The sequence below is a fragment of the Pseudomonas sp. HD6422 genome (genome assembly GCF_025377065.1).
In the GTDB taxonomy this organism is placed as follows: Bacteria; Pseudomonadota; Gammaproteobacteria; order Pseudomonadales; family Pseudomonadaceae; genus Aquipseudomonas; species Aquipseudomonas putida_U.
Genome location: NZ_JAHWIW010000008.1, coordinates 53,121 through 67,788, shown reverse-complemented (window position 1 = coordinate 67,788; position 14,668 = coordinate 53,121). Strand labels below are relative to the sequence as shown.

13 protein-coding genes are annotated in these 14,668 nt (G+C 61.6%); 6 read left to right on the top strand and 7 right to left on the bottom strand.

Translation table 11 applies throughout. The annotated features are described in order from the left end of the window. Nucleotides 1-45 precede the first annotated feature (45 nt). Nucleotides 46-1,335, bottom strand: coding sequence for a murein hydrolase activator EnvC family protein (locus tag KY379_RS07565; protein WP_133324949.1), 1,290 nt, complete (start codon nucleotides 1,333-1,335; stop codon nucleotides 46-48). Between the two features lie 142 nt (nucleotides 1,336-1,477). Next, entirely contained in the window at nucleotides 1,478-3,013 is a 1,536-nt protein-coding gene (gene gpmI, locus KY379_RS07560; RefSeq protein WP_133324947.1) for a 2,3-bisphosphoglycerate-independent phosphoglycerate mutase, read from the bottom strand. Between the two features lie 206 nt (nucleotides 3,014-3,219). On the opposite strand from gpmI, the gene KY379_RS07555 reads away from it, so the two are divergent. The 3 genes from KY379_RS07555 to secB are packed head-to-tail and all read left to right on the top strand — an operon-like array spanning nucleotide 3,220 to nucleotide 4,415. Beyond that, on the top strand, nucleotides 3,220-3,633 hold the full coding sequence (locus tag KY379_RS07555; RefSeq protein WP_133324945.1) for a rhodanese-like domain-containing protein: 414 nt from the start codon (nucleotides 3,220-3,222) through the stop codon (nucleotides 3,631-3,633). A 1-nt stretch (nucleotide 3,634) separates the two neighbouring features. Continuing rightward, nucleotides 3,635-3,889: a glutaredoxin 3 gene (grxC, locus tag KY379_RS07550; protein ID WP_003249204.1), complete on the top strand. Its 255-nt coding sequence runs from the start codon at nucleotides 3,635-3,637 to the stop codon at nucleotides 3,887-3,889. Nucleotides 3,890-3,926: 37 nt separating this feature from the next. Next, nucleotides 3,927-4,415 (top strand): protein-export chaperone SecB, encoded by a 489-nt coding sequence (secB, locus tag KY379_RS07545; protein WP_133324943.1) that lies wholly within the window; start codon nucleotides 3,927-3,929, stop codon nucleotides 4,413-4,415. Nucleotides 4,416-4,494: 79 nt separating this feature from the next. Here secB and trmL read toward each other — a convergent pair whose 3' ends face one another. Further along, nucleotides 4,495-4,956, bottom strand: a complete 462-nt coding sequence (gene trmL / locus KY379_RS07540; protein ID WP_136916989.1) for a tRNA (uridine(34)/cytosine(34)/5-carboxymethylaminomethyluridine(34)-2'-O)-methyltransferase TrmL — start codon at nucleotides 4,954-4,956, stop codon at nucleotides 4,495-4,497. Between trmL and KY379_RS07535 the strand changes: the two genes are divergently transcribed. Beyond that, nucleotides 4,955-5,392, top strand: a complete 438-nt coding sequence (locus KY379_RS07535; protein ID WP_196171347.1) for a hypothetical protein — start codon at nucleotides 4,955-4,957, stop codon at nucleotides 5,390-5,392. The genes trmL and KY379_RS07535 overlap by 2 nt on opposite strands. A 299-nt stretch (nucleotides 5,393-5,691) precedes the next feature. Here the strand turns inward: KY379_RS07535 and ntrC are convergent, their stop codons facing one another. The 4 genes from ntrC to glnA form a co-directional block, all read right to left on the bottom strand. Then, nucleotides 5,692-7,128: a nitrogen regulation protein NR(I) gene (gene ntrC / locus KY379_RS07530; protein WP_261239556.1), complete on the bottom strand. Its 1,437-nt coding sequence runs from the start codon at nucleotides 7,126-7,128 to the stop codon at nucleotides 5,692-5,694. Further along, the gene (glnL, locus tag KY379_RS07525; RefSeq protein ID WP_133324935.1) at nucleotides 7,125-8,210 is read right to left on the bottom strand and encodes a nitrogen regulation protein NR(II); all 1,086 of its coding nucleotides are present in this window, start codon (nucleotides 8,208-8,210) and stop codon (nucleotides 7,125-7,127) included. Before glnL ends, ntrC begins: the two co-directional genes overlap by 4 nt. Before the next feature lie 261 nt (nucleotides 8,211-8,471). After that, nucleotides 8,472-8,966, bottom strand: coding sequence for a cupin domain-containing protein (locus KY379_RS07520; protein WP_261239555.1), 495 nt, complete (start codon nucleotides 8,964-8,966; stop codon nucleotides 8,472-8,474). A 147-nt stretch (nucleotides 8,967-9,113) separates the two neighbouring features. Next, entirely contained in the window at nucleotides 9,114-10,520 is a 1,407-nt protein-coding gene (glnA, locus tag KY379_RS07515; RefSeq protein WP_038411143.1) for a glutamate--ammonia ligase, read from the bottom strand. A gap of 425 nt (nucleotides 10,521-10,945) precedes the next feature. Between glnA and thiI the strand changes: the two genes are divergently transcribed. Together thiI and typA are read left to right on the top strand one after the other, a co-directional pair. After that, nucleotides 10,946-12,400 carry a tRNA uracil 4-sulfurtransferase ThiI gene (thiI, locus tag KY379_RS07510; protein ID WP_133324931.1) on the top strand — a complete coding sequence of 485 codons (1,455 nt, stop codon included), beginning with the start codon at nucleotides 10,946-10,948 and terminating at the stop codon, nucleotides 12,398-12,400. A 128-nt stretch (nucleotides 12,401-12,528) separates the two neighbouring features. Further along, entirely contained in the window at nucleotides 12,529-14,349 is a 1,821-nt protein-coding gene (gene typA, locus KY379_RS07505) for a translational GTPase TypA (RefSeq protein WP_261239554.1), read from the top strand. Nucleotides 14,350-14,668 lie beyond the last annotated feature (319 nt).

Sequence of the window (14,668 nt, the reverse complement as noted above, 5' to 3'; positions counted from 1 at the left end):
CGGAGCAACGGCGTAGCGTCAGGCGCCATGCCGGATAAAGTGGATTTAGCCTCGGCACCATTGCGCAGGATCGGTCGGCCGGCCCTGCTGGCGAATGGCGAAGTACAAGCCTGCGCTGTCCTGACCACCGCTGTCGCCAACGGTGGAGATGGCTTCGCCGGCCTTGACGATGTCACCGGCGCTCTTGAGCAGGCTCTGGTTGTGGCCGTACAGGCTCAGGTAACCGTTGCCATGGTCGAGAATGACCAGAAGTCCAGCGCCGCGCAACCAGTCGGCGAACACCACGCGCCCGCCATGCACGGCATGCACCTGGGTGCCCGGGCTGGCGCTGATCATCACCCCGTCCCACTTGGCGCGGGAGTCGCTGCCACGGGCTTCACCGAAGCGTGCCAGCAATCGACCATTGACGGGCCATGGAAGTTTTCCGCGGGCAGCAGAAAATGCGCCGCCATAGCTCGCACCGTCGCTGGATACCAGTGGGCCGAGGGTGGTCCGGGCCTTCTTCGGCGGCTCGGTATCGGCCGCGTCGCGGGCCGCCAGGGCTTGCTGCTGGCGGCGCTTTTCCGCTTCCTGCTGGGCGAGCAGGGCCTTCTTGCGAGCCTCCTCGGCTTCGCGGGCCTGGCGGGCAAGGGTTTCCTCGATGGTCTTGAGGACTTTGGCCAACTCGGCCTGATCCTGCTGACGGGCCTGCAGCTTCTGGTCACTGCTCTTCATGTCGCTGTTGAGCTTGGCCAGTACCTGCTGGCGTTTGCTTCGTTCGGCGTCGAGCGCCTGGCGGCGGCTGTCGAGGTCGGCGCGCTGGGTCAGGAGCTCTTCCTGGTGACGACCGATGTCCTGTTCGACGTTGGCCAGCTGGCGCAGGGTCTCGTTGAAGGCGCGCAGTTGCTCCAGGCGCGCCTTGCTCAGGTAATCGTAATAGGTGAGGGTGCGGGCGAACTTCTCGGGATTCTGCTGGTTGAGCAGGAGCTTGAGGTATTCCTCGCGGCCATTCTGGTAGGCCGAGCGGGCCTGGATGGCGATCAGTCGCTGTTGTTCAACGCGGGCGCTCTGGAGTTTTTTTTTCTCGGTATCAAGGCGCTCCAGCTCGCCCTCGGTCTTTTTTAACTCTTGCTGCAACGCCTCCACCTGCTTCTCGAGGTTGCCGATGTCGGTTTCGGTGGCCTTGAGGTCCTTTTGCACGCCGGACTTCTCTTCCTGGAGCTTGCCCAAGGTTTTCTTGAGCTCGGCGATGTCCTGGCGGGTGGCTTCCAGTTGTTGCTGGGTCTGTGCGCGCTCGTCGGCGAAGGCCGGACTGAGCAGGCATGACAGGGCGAGGAGGATCAGGGCGCGAAGCATGGGGTTGGGGGTACCGAGGATGGAGACCGACCTAGTATGCCCGCCTGGGCTGGCAAAAAAAACGCCTCGCTGTGGCTGCTGCGGGGCGTTTGTCTGGAATTCATCGACAACGGGGGCCGCAGCGCGGCCCCTGCCCGAGGATTCAGGCGTCTACCAGGATCGAGGTGCCGGTCATCTCGGCCGGTTTTTCCAGCCCCAGCAGCTTGAGCATGGTCGGTGCCACGTCGGCCAGCACACCGCCTTCGCGGACCTGCACTTTGCGTTTGCCGACATAGATGAACGGTACCGGCTCGGTGGTGTGCGCGGTGTGCGCCTGGCCGGTGCATTCGTCTTCCATCTGTTCGACGTTGCCGTGGTCGGCGGTGATCAGCGCTTCGCCGCCGACCTTGTCCAGCGCTGCGACGATGCGGCCGACACAACCATCCAGGGCCTCGACGGCCTTCACCGCGGCCTCGAACACGCCGGTATGGCCGACCATGTCGCCGTTGGCGTAGTTGACCACGATCACATCGTAGCGCTGCTGCTCGATAGCCTCGACGATGCGGTCGGTGACCTCCGGCGCGCTCATCTCCGGCTGCAGGTCATAGGTGGCGACCTTCGGCGACGGGATCAGGATGCGCTCTTCGCCTTCGAAGGGCTCTTCACGTCCGCCGGAGAAGAAGAAGGTGACGTGGGCGTACTTCTCGGTTTCGGCGATGCGCAACTGGGTCTTGCCGTTTTTCGCCAGGTACTCACCGAGTACATTGTTCAGGCTGGCCGGGGCGAACGCCGCCGGGGCCGGGATCTTGGCCGAGTACTGGGTCAGGCCGATGTAGGCTGCCAGCTTCGGCAGACGGGCGCGTGGGAACTCGTTGAAGTCGGGCTCGACGAACACGCGCGACAGCTCGCGCGCTCGGTCGGCGCGGAAGTTCATGAAGATCACGGCATCGCCGTCTTCGACCTTGACGGCTTCGCCGATGCGCGTGGCCTTGACGAACTCATCGCTTTCATCACGCGCGTAGGCCGCTTCGAGGCCGGCCAGTGCGGTGTCGGCGCTATAGTCGGCAACGCTGTCGACGATCAGGTTGTAGGCGGCGCTGACGCGGTCCCAGCGGTTATCGCGGTCCATCGCGTAGTAGCGACCGATCAGGCTGGCGATGCGGCCTTTGCCGAGCTTGGCGAAGGTCGCGTCGAGCAGTTCGATGGACGACTGGGCGCTGCGTGGCGGGGTGTCGCGGCCATCGAGGAAGGCGTGCAGGTAGATTTTTTCGGCGCCACGTTGCGCCGCCAGTTCGGCCATGGCGACCAGGTGATCCTGGTGGCTGTGCACGCCGCCGTCGGAGAGCAGGCCAAGGATGTGCACGGCCTTGCCGGCACCGGCGGCCTTGTCCACCGCCCCGGTGAGCACCGGGTTGTGGAAGAACTCACCGTCACGGATGGCCTTGGTCACCCGGGTGAAGTCCTGGTAGACGACGCGACCGGCGCCGAGGTTCATGTGACCGACTTCGGAGTTGCCCATTTGCCCGTCCGGCAAGCCGACATCCATCCCGGAACCGGAAATCAGGCCATGCGGCTGGGTGGCGCGCAGGCGGTCGTAGACCGGTGTATTGGCGGCATAGATGGCATTGTATTCGGGGCTTTCGCTATGGCCGAATCCATCCAGGATGATCAGGACCAGGGGTTTGGGCGTACTCGTCATCAATCAAACTCACGGTTGTTCAAAGATGATAAAGACACGCATTTTAGGGCAAATACGCCATCAGCGGCGAATATTCGTCCGCTCGTCCGACCAGCGCGGGCGACCTGGCAACATGAAGGTACCGTTGCCGCCCGCCCGTCGGGCTTTGGTGGTACTGGGGTGCTGTGTATACTGGCCGGCATTTTCAATCGCCTGGAACACCGCTGATGGTTGCTCACCTGATTCAATTCGCGACAGATCACTACATCCTGGTCGCGATTTTCGTTGTTCTGCTGATCCTGCTGCTCGTCAATGAAGTCCGCCGTGGCGGCCAGAGCCTGAGCAATGGCCAGCTGACCGCACTGGTCAACGCCGACAAGGCCGTGGTCATCGATATCCGCCCGGCCAAGGAATACTCCGCCGGCCACATCGTCGGTGCGCTGAACATCCCCCAGGACAAGCTGGTCAACCGCATGGCCGAGCTGGAAAAGCACAAAGAGAAGACCCTGATCGTCGTCGACGCGATGGGCCAGCAGTCCGGCACGCTCTGCCGCGAGCTGCTAAAGGCTGGTTACACCGCTGCCAAGCTCAGCGGTGGTGTGTCCAGCTGGAAAGCCGACAACCTGCCTTTGGTGAAGTGATATGAAGCCAGTCATCGTCTACTCCAGCGACTATTGCCCCTACTGCATGCGCGCCAAATACCTGCTCGAGAGCAAGGGCGTGGCGTTCGAGGAAATCAAGGTCGACGGCAAACCGCAGGTGCGTGCCGAGATGAGCCAGAAGGCCGGTCGTACGTCGGTGCCGCAGATCTGGATCGGCAGTACGCATGTCGGTGGATGCGATGACCTCTATGCCCTGGAGCGTGCCGGTAAGCTCGACGCGCTGCTGGCGGCCTGATTTTCTGCATTGAACAACATTAGGATAAGGATCTGCCATGACTGACCAACAGACCAACGGCGCTGCTACCGAAGAAGACAACAGCCCACAGTTCTCCATGCAGCGCATCTACGTGCGTGACCTGTCGTTCGAGGCGCCGAAGAGCCCGCAGATCTTCCGCCAGCAGTGGGAGCCGAGCGTCGCGCTGGACCTGAACACCAAGCAAAAGGCCCTGGAAGGTGATTTCCACGAAGTGGTCCTGACCCTGTCGGTTACCGTCAAGAATGCTGACGAAGTGGCCTTCATCGCCGAAGTGCAGCAGGCGGGTATCTTCCTGATCAAGAACCTCGACGCGGCTTCGATGAGCCACACCCTCGGTGCGTTCTGCCCGAACATCCTGTTCCCCTATGCCCGCGAAACCCTGGACAGCCTGGTGACCCGTGGTTCGTTCCCGGCACTGATGCTGTCGCCGGTCAACTTCGACGCCCTGTACGCGCAAGAAATGCAGCGCATGCAGGAAGCTGGCGAAGCACCGACCGTGCAGTGATTGCTACGGCAATGAGAAAAGCGCCTTTCGGGGCGCTTTTTTGTTGCCTGGGCCGGCCTTTTCGCGGGCAGACGATGGATCAACTCCCGGCAAACCCGTTCTGCCGCCACGCCTCGTACACCGTCACCGCCACGGTATTGGACAGGTTCAGGCTGCGGCAGCCGGGCCGCATCGGCAGGCGCAGACGTTGCTCCGCCGGCAGGCTGTCCAGCACCTCGGCGGGGAGGCCGCGGCTCTCTGGCCCGAAGAGGAAGGCATCCCCCGGTTGGTAGGCGGTTTCGTGGAAGGGGTGCGAGCCCTTGGTGGTGAAGGCGAACAGGCGCGGATTGCCCAGGCTTTCCAGGCATCCGGCCAAGCTTTCGTGGCGCTTGAGCGTGGCATACTCGTGATAGTCCAGCCCGGCGCGGCGCAGGCGCTTGTCGTCCAGCTCGAAACTGATCGGCTCGATCAGGTGCAGGTCGCAACCGCTGTTGGCGCAAAGGCGGATGATGTTGCCGGTGTTCGGCGGAATTTCAGGTTGAAAAAGGATGACGTGAAACATGCACGGCTCCAAGCGTGAAGATGACGAGCATTCTACCCTCGAACCGGACGAGCGTTCGAAGGCTTGGCCGCGTGTGCTGTTTTCTCTGGCGATCTTCGGGATGCTGGTGGGGCTGATGATCGGTCGTCTGACGGCCCCAGAAGAACGGGTGCTGGAACGAATAGCGGTGGTGCAGGATGGCCTGGACCTGTGGTTCAACGAAGAACCCAAGCTGCACGGCGAAAACGTGGAAGGAACGGTGGCACTGCTCTTCGAGGCCGAGGGCAAGGTGCAGCGCGGCCAGCTCGACCTGGGGGGGAGGCCGGTTGCATGGCAACTGCGCAAGAGCAAGGAAGGGTTGTTGCTGACGGTGGTTGCCGCGCGTCCCCTGCACGGCGATTGGGCCGGTGCAGAGGACGCTGGGCGTTGGCGTGTGCAGGTGAGGCTGCACGAATAAAAGAGGGGATTTCCCGGCCTGCCTGTACCGAGGTCCCCAAAACAGCAATACCGCGAACAAAAGGGGGGTTCACCCGGCCTGCCTGTACCGAGGCCCCCAAAACTGGAGTTACATTGGTTATTGCAGGTGGCGTGCCAAGTTTGAAAACCCCGCAAATAAGGCGTTTCGGGGTATTTTGGCCGGGTTTTGAGGGGATTTATGCCTTCGCAGGGTGCGTTGAGCACAACATCGGTGCACCGCAAGGCAGAAATGACTGAGGCCGCAAAGCGGCCCCAGGGTCTCGACGGTTCGAACGATGGTCAGTGATCGTCACCCTCGTCATCATCCCCACCATCGACGTTCATCCCCAACTCCTTGATCTTGCGGGTCAGGGTATTGCGCCCCCAGCCCAGCAGCAACGCCGCGTCGCGCCGACGTCCAGCCGTGTGCTTGAGGGCGGTCTCGATCATGATCCGTTCGAAGCTGGGCACCGCGCTGTCGAGCAGGTTCGATTGGCCCCGGGCCAGGGCCTGGTCGGCCCACTGACGCAAGGCTTGTTCCCAATTGGTGACCGGTGCCGCATCCTGTGGCAGGTTGAGCAACTCGGGAGGTAGATCGCCGATCAGCACTTCACGACTGGAGGCCATCACCGTGATCCAGCGACAGGTGTTTTCCAGCTGGCGCACGTTTCCAGGCCAGGGCAGGTTGCGGATGAATTCTTCAGTTTCCGGCTTCAACAACTTTGGCTCGACTGCCAGTTCCTGTGCCGCACGGCCGAGGAAGTGCCGGGCCAGCGCCGGAATGTCCTCGCGACGATCGGCCAGGCGTGGGATGTGGATCCGGATGACGTTCAGGCGGTGGAACAAGTCTTCCCGGAACTTGCCGGCCTGTACCAGCGATTCGAGGTTCTGGTGAGTGGCGGCGATGATGCGCACGTCGACCTTGACTGGGATATGGCCACCGACGCGATAGAATTCGCCATCGGCCAGCACGCGCAGCAGTCGGGTCTGGGTATCGGCCGGCATGTCGCCGATCTCGTCGAGGAACAGCGTTCCGCCATCGGCCTGTTCGAAGCGACCGCGGCGCAGGTTGGCCGCGCCGGTGAACGCGCCTTTCTCGTGGCCGAACAGCTCCGACTCCATCAGGTCCTTCGGAATGGCCGCCATGTTCAGGGCGATGAACGGCGATGCCGAGCGCGGGCTGTGGCGGTGCAGGGCGTGCGCCACCAGCTCCTTGCCGGTACCGGATTCGCCGTTGATCAACACGGTGATGTTGGAGTGGCTGAGGCGACCGATGGCGCGAAACACCTCCTGCATTGCCGGTGCTTCGCCGATGATTTCCGGCGTGCGTGTGAGATTCTGCGGCACATCCAGGCCTTGCTGTTCCTGGGCGTGCTGGTTGGCACGCTTGACCAGCGACACCGCTTCGTCCACGTCGAACGGCTTGGGCAGGTACTCGAACGCGCCGCCCTGATAGGAGGCTACGGCGCTGTCCAGGTCAGAATGCGCGGTCATGATGATGACCGGCAGGCGTGGATGCTGCTCGCGGATCTGGGCCAGCAGGTCGAGGCCGCTGGCGCCGGGCATGCGAATGTCGGAAATGATCACGTCGGGCTGTTGCCGGGCCAGTCGGCCCATCACGCCGTCGGCGCTGTCGAAGCTCTGGGTGGTCATGCCCTCCTGTTGCAGGGCTTTTTCCAGTACCCAGCGGATGGAGCGATCATCATCGACGATCCATACGGTTTCACTTCGGCTCATGAGGCGGTGGCTCCTTGTTCCAGAGGCAGGAAGATCGAGAAGGCGGTGTGCCCTGCGTGGCTTTCACACTCGATCAGGCCCTGGTGCTGGCTGATGATGTTCTGGGTAATGGCCAGGCCGAGCCCGGTGCCGTCCGGGCGCCCGCTGACCATGGGATAGAAGAGGGTGTCCTGCAGTTCCGCAGGAATGCCTGGGCCGTTGTCGATGATCTCGACACGGGCCACCAGGCGGTGGCGCACATGGCCGATGGTGAACTGGCGAACCGCGCGGCTGCGCAGGGTGATGCGGCCCAGGCGCAGTTCGTTCTGCGAACTGATGGCCTGCATGGCGTTGCGCACGATGTTCAGCACCGCCTGGATCATCTGTTCGCGGTCGATCAACACGTCCGGCAGGCTGGGGTCATAGTCGCGCACCAAAGTGATGCAACCTTGGCTTTCGGCTTCGACCAGACTGCAGACGCGCTCCAGCACTTCATGGATGTTGGTCATCGCCAGTGATGGCAGCTTGTTCGAGCCGAGCATGCGGTCGACCAGGTTGCGCAGGCGGTCGGCCTCTTCGATGATCACATTGGTGTAGTCGCGCAAGCCGTCGTCGGGCAACTCTCGGGCGAGCAGTTGGGCCGCACCGCGGATGCCGCCGAGCGGGTTCTTGATTTCGTGGGCCAGGCCACGCACCAGCATTTTGGTGGTTTCCTGCTTGCTCAGCTGGGCTTCTTCCTTGGTGATGCGCAGCAGCCGGTCACGGGGGTGTACCTCCAGCAGCAACAGGGTGTTGCCCAGGTGCAGGATTGGGGTCACGGCATAGTCGACGGTGATCGTCTGCCCGGTCAGCGAAGTCAGTTGCGCTTCGCGCTTGGTGAACGGGTGCGCTTGCTCCACCGCCTGGCGCAGCGAGTTCAGCGCCTCGGTGGATTCGGTGAACAACTCGCTGATGAACTGCCCGTGACTGCGCTGGCCGCTGACGGCCAGAAGCATCTCTGCAGCGGGATTCATGTACTCAAGGCGCAGTTCGCCATTGAGCAGTAGCGTGGCGGTGGTCAGGTTGTCCAGGAGCAGACGGTGCTGTGCATCGCTGATGGTCATAAGGCGTCGTTGACCTCTTTTGGCGCCCGCCTGGCAATGCATGGGGCAGGGCCGGGCGCGCAGTGGATCCGCTGATACCTGGAAAATGCAAGAAACAAACCAAGGCTCCGAAAAGAAGCGGAAATTGCCGATAAAGGCCTGCAACTGCGCAAATACGGATCAGAATTTTCTGAAGCGACGATCCTTATGACCCTTTTTGGGGTGCACTGGAAGGCATCGGCCTTTTATGTGCACCAATATAGAGCATAGGCGGGTCGACCGTTATGGCCTGGTTGGCTGGTGGCCCGCACCGATGTCCATCGGCACGTCGCCGGGCATCGTCGCTCGCTCGCAGTGGGCCTGGGGAACGGAGAGCGGGAGGTGTTCGATGCCCGCGTGGAACATGATGATCGTGGCGGGTTCAGCCGCTGTATGCCCCCGGTGGACCTCGTCGACGACCTCAGCCAGGCTGTCGCCGGCTGATAGCGTTATCCGTTTACCTGTTGTGGTTTCGACCTCGAATTTTCCGGCCAGCAGGTAGCCGAGGCTGAAGGACGGGTGGCAGTGCCAGTCCAGGCTGGTGTTGGCCGGTACGCTCACTTTCATCAGGGACAGCATGGGCTTGCCTTCGGGGTAGTGCTGATAGGGCGTGCCATCCCAGCTGGCGGTGGTGCTTAGCAGAAGCTCGGCATTTACCTGGTCGGATTTGTCAGGTGCTTTGCCGCAACCGGCCAGGAGAGTGGTGATGGCAAGGACGGCGAGGAGGGGGGGACGCATGATGCAGGGGGCTCCTTGAAGATGAGCGCTTACCCTGCGTGGTTTGTCTGTCACCGAATGCCGGCTGGAGCTGACTTTGCTGAACGAAAAAGGCCTCCCGAGGGAGGCCTTTTCCTTGAGCGAGCGGTTAAGCCCGATCTATTTCACTTACACGCTGTAGTACAGGTCGTATTCCAGCGGGTGAACGAAGGTGCGGACCTTGATTTCTTCTTCCGACTTCAGCTCGATGTAGGCATCGATGAAGTCGTCGGAGAACACGCCGCCCTTGGTCAGGAAGGCACGGCCCTTGTCCAGCTCTTCCAGGGCTTCTTTCAGGCTACCGCAAACCTGTGGGATTTCCTTGGCCTCTTCAGGCGGCAGGTCGTACAGGTTCTTGTCGGCGGCATCGCCTGGGTGGATCTTGTTCTGGATACCGTCCAGGCCGGCCATCAGCAGTGCGGCGAAGCACAGGTACGGGTTGGCAGCCGGGTCCGGGAAGCGCGCTTCGATGCGGCGGGCTTTCGGGCTGGAAACGTAAGGGATACGGATCGAGGCCGAACGGTTACGGGCCGAGTAGGCCAGCATGACCGGAGCTTCGAAGCCAGGTACCAGACGCTTGTAGGAGTTGGTGGCCGGGTTGGTGAAGCCGTTCAGGGCCTTACCGTGCTTGATGATGCCGCCGATGAAGTACAGGGCGGTATCGGACAGGCCGGCATAGCCTTCACCCGAGAAGGTGTTCTTGCCGTCTTTGGAGATCGACATGTGGACGTGCATGCCCGAGCCGTTGTCGCCGTACAGTGGCTTCGGCATGAAGGTAGCGGTCTTGCCGTAGGCATCGGCTACGTTGTGCACGCAGTACTTCAGGGTCTGGACTTCGTCAGCCTTGGTGACCAGGGTGTTGAACTTCACGCCGATCTCGTTCTGGCCGGCAGTCGCCACTTCGTGGTGGTGAACTTCGACGACCAGGCCCATCTCTTCCATGGCGTTGCACATGGCGGTACGGATTTCGTGGTCGTGGTCGCACGGCGGAACCGGGAAGTAGCCGCCTTTGACGGCAGGGCGGTGGCCCTTGTTGCCGCCTTCGACGTCCTGGTCGGTCATCCAGGAGCCTTGCTCGGAGTAGATCTTGAACATCGAGCCGGAGATGTCCGACTTGAACTTGACCTGGTCGAAGATGAAGAACTCTGGCTCCGGGCCTACGAAGACGGTGTCACCGATACCGGTGGACTTCAGGAACTCTTCGGCACGCTTGGCGATGGCGCGTGGGTCGCGGTCGTAGCCTTGCATGGTGGACGGCTCGATCACGTCGCAGACCAGGATCAGGGTCGGCTCTTCGGTGAACGGGTCCAGCACGGCGGAGGAATCATCCGGCAGCAGGATCATGTCGGAGGCTTCGATGCCTTTCCAGCCTTCGATCGACGAGCCGTCGAACATCTTGCCTGCTTCGAAGAAGTCGTCTTCCAGCGCGTCGCGAGCCGGCATGGTGACGTGGTGCTGCTTGCCTTTGGTGTCCGTGAAACGCAGATCAATCCACTTGACGTCATGATCTTTGATGAGTTGAACCGACTTCGACATGTTGTCCTCCGGATGAACGAGAGCGCGGTGAGCCGCTGCCCTGGAAAAAGGGTGTTGCCGGGCGCGGATAGTCGGCCAAGCTTACCTGCCTCACAAGGGAGCAAATTGCATGCCAGTGCCCGAAAATGGCGAGGGCGGGATAAAAGGGGGCGTTTGCGGGCATTTGGGCAGGGTCCGGCGTGAAAAAGTGCACCTTTTGAATGCGTTTATTGGTGGGTGCGCACCAAATGTGTGCGAGTCGTGGTTTTTGTGGTGCGCCCGAGATCGAGCGCCGCGCGGGCGGCGCTCGATCTCACCGGCCACGACAAACCCGCCCTTGGCCCCCGTCTCAAACGCCCTGACCAAAAGTTGGTCAAAACCTGAGCAATTTCCGCTATAATTCGCGCCCCTCATTTTCGGCAGGCCCTGCGCGCGCTGTTAACCCAATGAAACTTATCGTCAAAGTCTTCCCAGAAATCACCATCAAGAGCCGGCCGGTGCGCAAGCGCTTCATCCGTCAGCTCGGCAAGAACATCCGCGTCGTGCTCAAGGATCTCGATCCCGAGCTCGCGGTCGATGGTGTCTGGGACAACCTCGAAGTGGTCACCCGCGTCGAGGACGAGAAGGTCCAGCGCGAGATGATCGAGCGGCTCACCTGCACCCCAGGTATCACCCACTTCCTGCAGGTCGAGGAATACCCGCTGGGCGACTTCGACGACATCGTCGCCAAGTGCAAGCAGCACTTCGGTCACCTGCTGGCCGGCAAGCGCTTCGCCGTGCGCTGCAAGCGTGGCGGTCACCACGACTTCACCTCGATGGACGTCGACCGCTATGTCGGCAGCCAGTTGCGCCAGCAGTGCGGTGCCGCCGGCATCGACCTGAAAGCGCCGGAAGTCATGGTGCGTATCGAGATTCGCGACCAGCGCCTGTACGTGATCCACAACCAGCACCAGGGCATCGGTGGCTACCCGCTGGGCGCCCTGGAGCAGACCCTGGTATTGATGTCCGGTGGCTTCGACTCCACCGTGGCGGCCTACCAGATGATGCGCCGTGGCCTCATGACCCACTTCTGCTTCTTCAACCTCGGTGGCCGTGCCCACGAGTTGGGCGTGATGGAAGTGGCCCACTACCTGTGGAAGAAGTTCGGCAGCAGCCAGCGCGTGCTGTTCATCAGCGTGCCGTTCGAGGAAGTGGTCGGCGAGATCCTGGGCAAGGTCGACAACAGCTACATGGGCGTGACCCTCAAGCGCATGATGCTGCGCGCCGCTGCACGCATGGCCGACCGCCTGGAGATCGACGCGCTGGTCACCGGCGAGGCGATTTCCCAGGTGTCCAGCCAGACCCTGCCGAACCTGTCGATCATCGATTCAGCTACCGACAAGCTGGTCCTGCGCCCGCTGCTGGCCAGCCACAAGCAGGACATCATCGACCAGGCCTACGCGATCGGCACCGCCGATTTCGCCAAGCATATGCCCGAATACTGTGGGGTGATCTCGGTGAATCCGACCACCCACGCCAAGCGCCACCGCATGGAGCACGAAGAGAAGCAGTTCGACATGCAGGTGCTGGAGCGCGCCCTGGAGCGCGCCAAGCTGATCTCCATCGACCATGTGATCGACGAACTGGGCAAGGACATCGAGATCGAGGAAGTGGGGGAGGCCCTGCCCGGCCAGATCGTCATCGACATCCGCCATCCCGATGCCCAGGAGGACGAACCCCTGGTGCTCGAGGGCATCGAAGTCCAGGCCATGCCGTTCTACGCGATCAACAGCAAGTTCAAGCACCTGGATGCCAATCGCCAGTACCTGCTGTATTGCGACAAGGGTGTGATGAGCCGTTTGCACGCACACCACCTGCTCAGTGAGGGACATGCCAATGTGCGTGTTTATCGTCCGACATAAGACGCCGGGGTTGTATGGCGGCAGTATTCGCCATCGCCCTCCCGACCGCCGGGCCCGCTGAGCCTTAAACAGTACATATTGGCCGCCTAGACTAGGTGGCAACCGAATCCTCTGATCGAGATACAGTTGTGATCGAAAATCTGCGTAACATCGCCATCATCGCCCACGTTGACCATGGTAAAACCACCCTGGTCGACAAACTCCTGCGCCAGTCCGGCACCCTGGAGCGTAACGAGCTCAACGACGAGCGCGTGATGGACTCCAACGACCAGGAAAAAGAGCGCGGCATTACCATTCTGGCGAAGAACACCGCCATCAACTGGAACGGCTACCACATCAACATCGTCGACACCCCCGGCCACGCCGACTTCGGTGGCGAGGTCGAGCGTGTAATGTCGATGGTCGACTCCGTGCTGCTGCTGGTCGACGCTCAAGACGGCCCGATGCCGCAAACCCGCTTCGTGACCAAGAAGGCCTTCGAAGCCGGCCTCAAGCCGATCGTCGTGATCAACAAGGTCGACCGCCCGGGCGCGCGTCCTGACTGGGTTCTGGACCAGATCTTCGATCTGTTCGACAACCTCGGCGCCACCGATGAACAGCTGGACTTCAAAGTCGTCTACGCCTCGGCCCTGAACGGCATCGCCGGTCTGGACCACACTGACATGGGCGAAGACATGACCGCGCTGTACCAGTCGATCGTCGACAACGTACCGGCACCGAGCGTTGACCGTGACGGTCCGTTCCAGATGCAGATCTCCGCACTGGACTACAACAGCTTCCTCGGTGTTATCGGCGTTGGCCGTATCGCCCGTGGTCGCGTCAAGCCGAACACCCCGGTCGTCGCCATCGACACCAACGGCAAGAAGCGTAACGGTCGTATCCTCAAGCTGATGGGCCACCACGGCCTGCACCGTGTCGACGTCGAAGAAGCCCAAGCTGGCGACATCGTCTGCATCAGCGGTTTCGACGAGCTGTTCATTTCCGACACCCTGTGCGCCCCGGATGCGGTGGAAGCGATGAAGCCGCTGACCGTTGACGAGCCGACCGTTTCCATGACCTTCCAGGTCAACGATTCGCCGTTCTGCGGTAAAGAAGGCAAGTTCGTCACCAGCCGTAACATCAAGGACCGCCTGGACAAGGAGCTGCTGTACAACGTTGCTCTGCGTGTTCAGGAAACCGACTCCCCTGACAAGTTCAAGGTCTCGGGCCGTGGTGAGCTGCACCTGTCGGTGCTGATCGAAACCATGCGTCGCGAAGGCTTCGAGATGGCCGTGGGCCGTCCTGAAGTGATCATCCGCGAAGTCGACGGCGTCAAGCAGGAGCCGTTCGAGAACGTCACCATCGACATCCCTGAAGACTCCCAGGGCAAGGTCATGGAAGAGATGGGCCTGCGTAAAGGCGACCTGACCAACATGGTGCCGGATGGCAAGGGCCGTGTTCGCCTGGAATACAACATTCCAGCCCGTGGTCTGATCGGTTTCCGTAACCAATTCCTGACCCTGACCAACGGTGCAGGCATCCTGACCTCGATCTTCGATCGCTACGACACCATGAAGTCGGGCCAGATGTCCGGCCGCCTCAACGGCGTACTGGTTTCGGTCGAGACCGGCAAGGCACTGACCTACTCGCTGGAAACCTTGCAGGCGCGTGGCAAGCTGTTCGTTGAACACGGCCAGGAGATCTACAACGGTCAGATCATCGGTCTGAACAGCCGTGACAACGACCTGGGCGTGAACCCGACCAAAGGCAAGAAGCTCGACAACATGCGTGCTTCGGGCAAGGACGAAGTCATCGCCCTGGTACCGCCAGTTCGTCACACCCTGGAACAGGCCCTGGAATTCATCCAGGACGACGAGCTGTGCGAAGTCACGCCGAAGTCGATCCGTCTGCGCAAGAAGATCCTGGACGAAGGCGAGCGTACCCGCGCTGCCAAGAAAGCCAAGAACTGAGTTAGCTCAGGCTGAATGAAAACGCCCCCGGTCGAAAGGCCGGGGGCGTTTTTGTTTGTCTGCGGGAATGCTCAGCCTGTCATGCCCAGCTCGGCGTCGTCCATTAAGGCCTTTGCCAGGGCGCTGAGGTAGTACGCGGCCCAGCGGGTATCTGTGGGAGCCCCGCTAAGCAACGGATATCAATGCAGGTTGCCGCTACGCTCCACGGCAATGCCGTCAAGGGCGCGGTGTGACCCTAGCCATCCTTCGAGTCGGCCTACGGCGCAGAAGCGGCACGAGAAAATCAAAGGCTGGTTGCTGATGCTGAAAAAACTGAGAA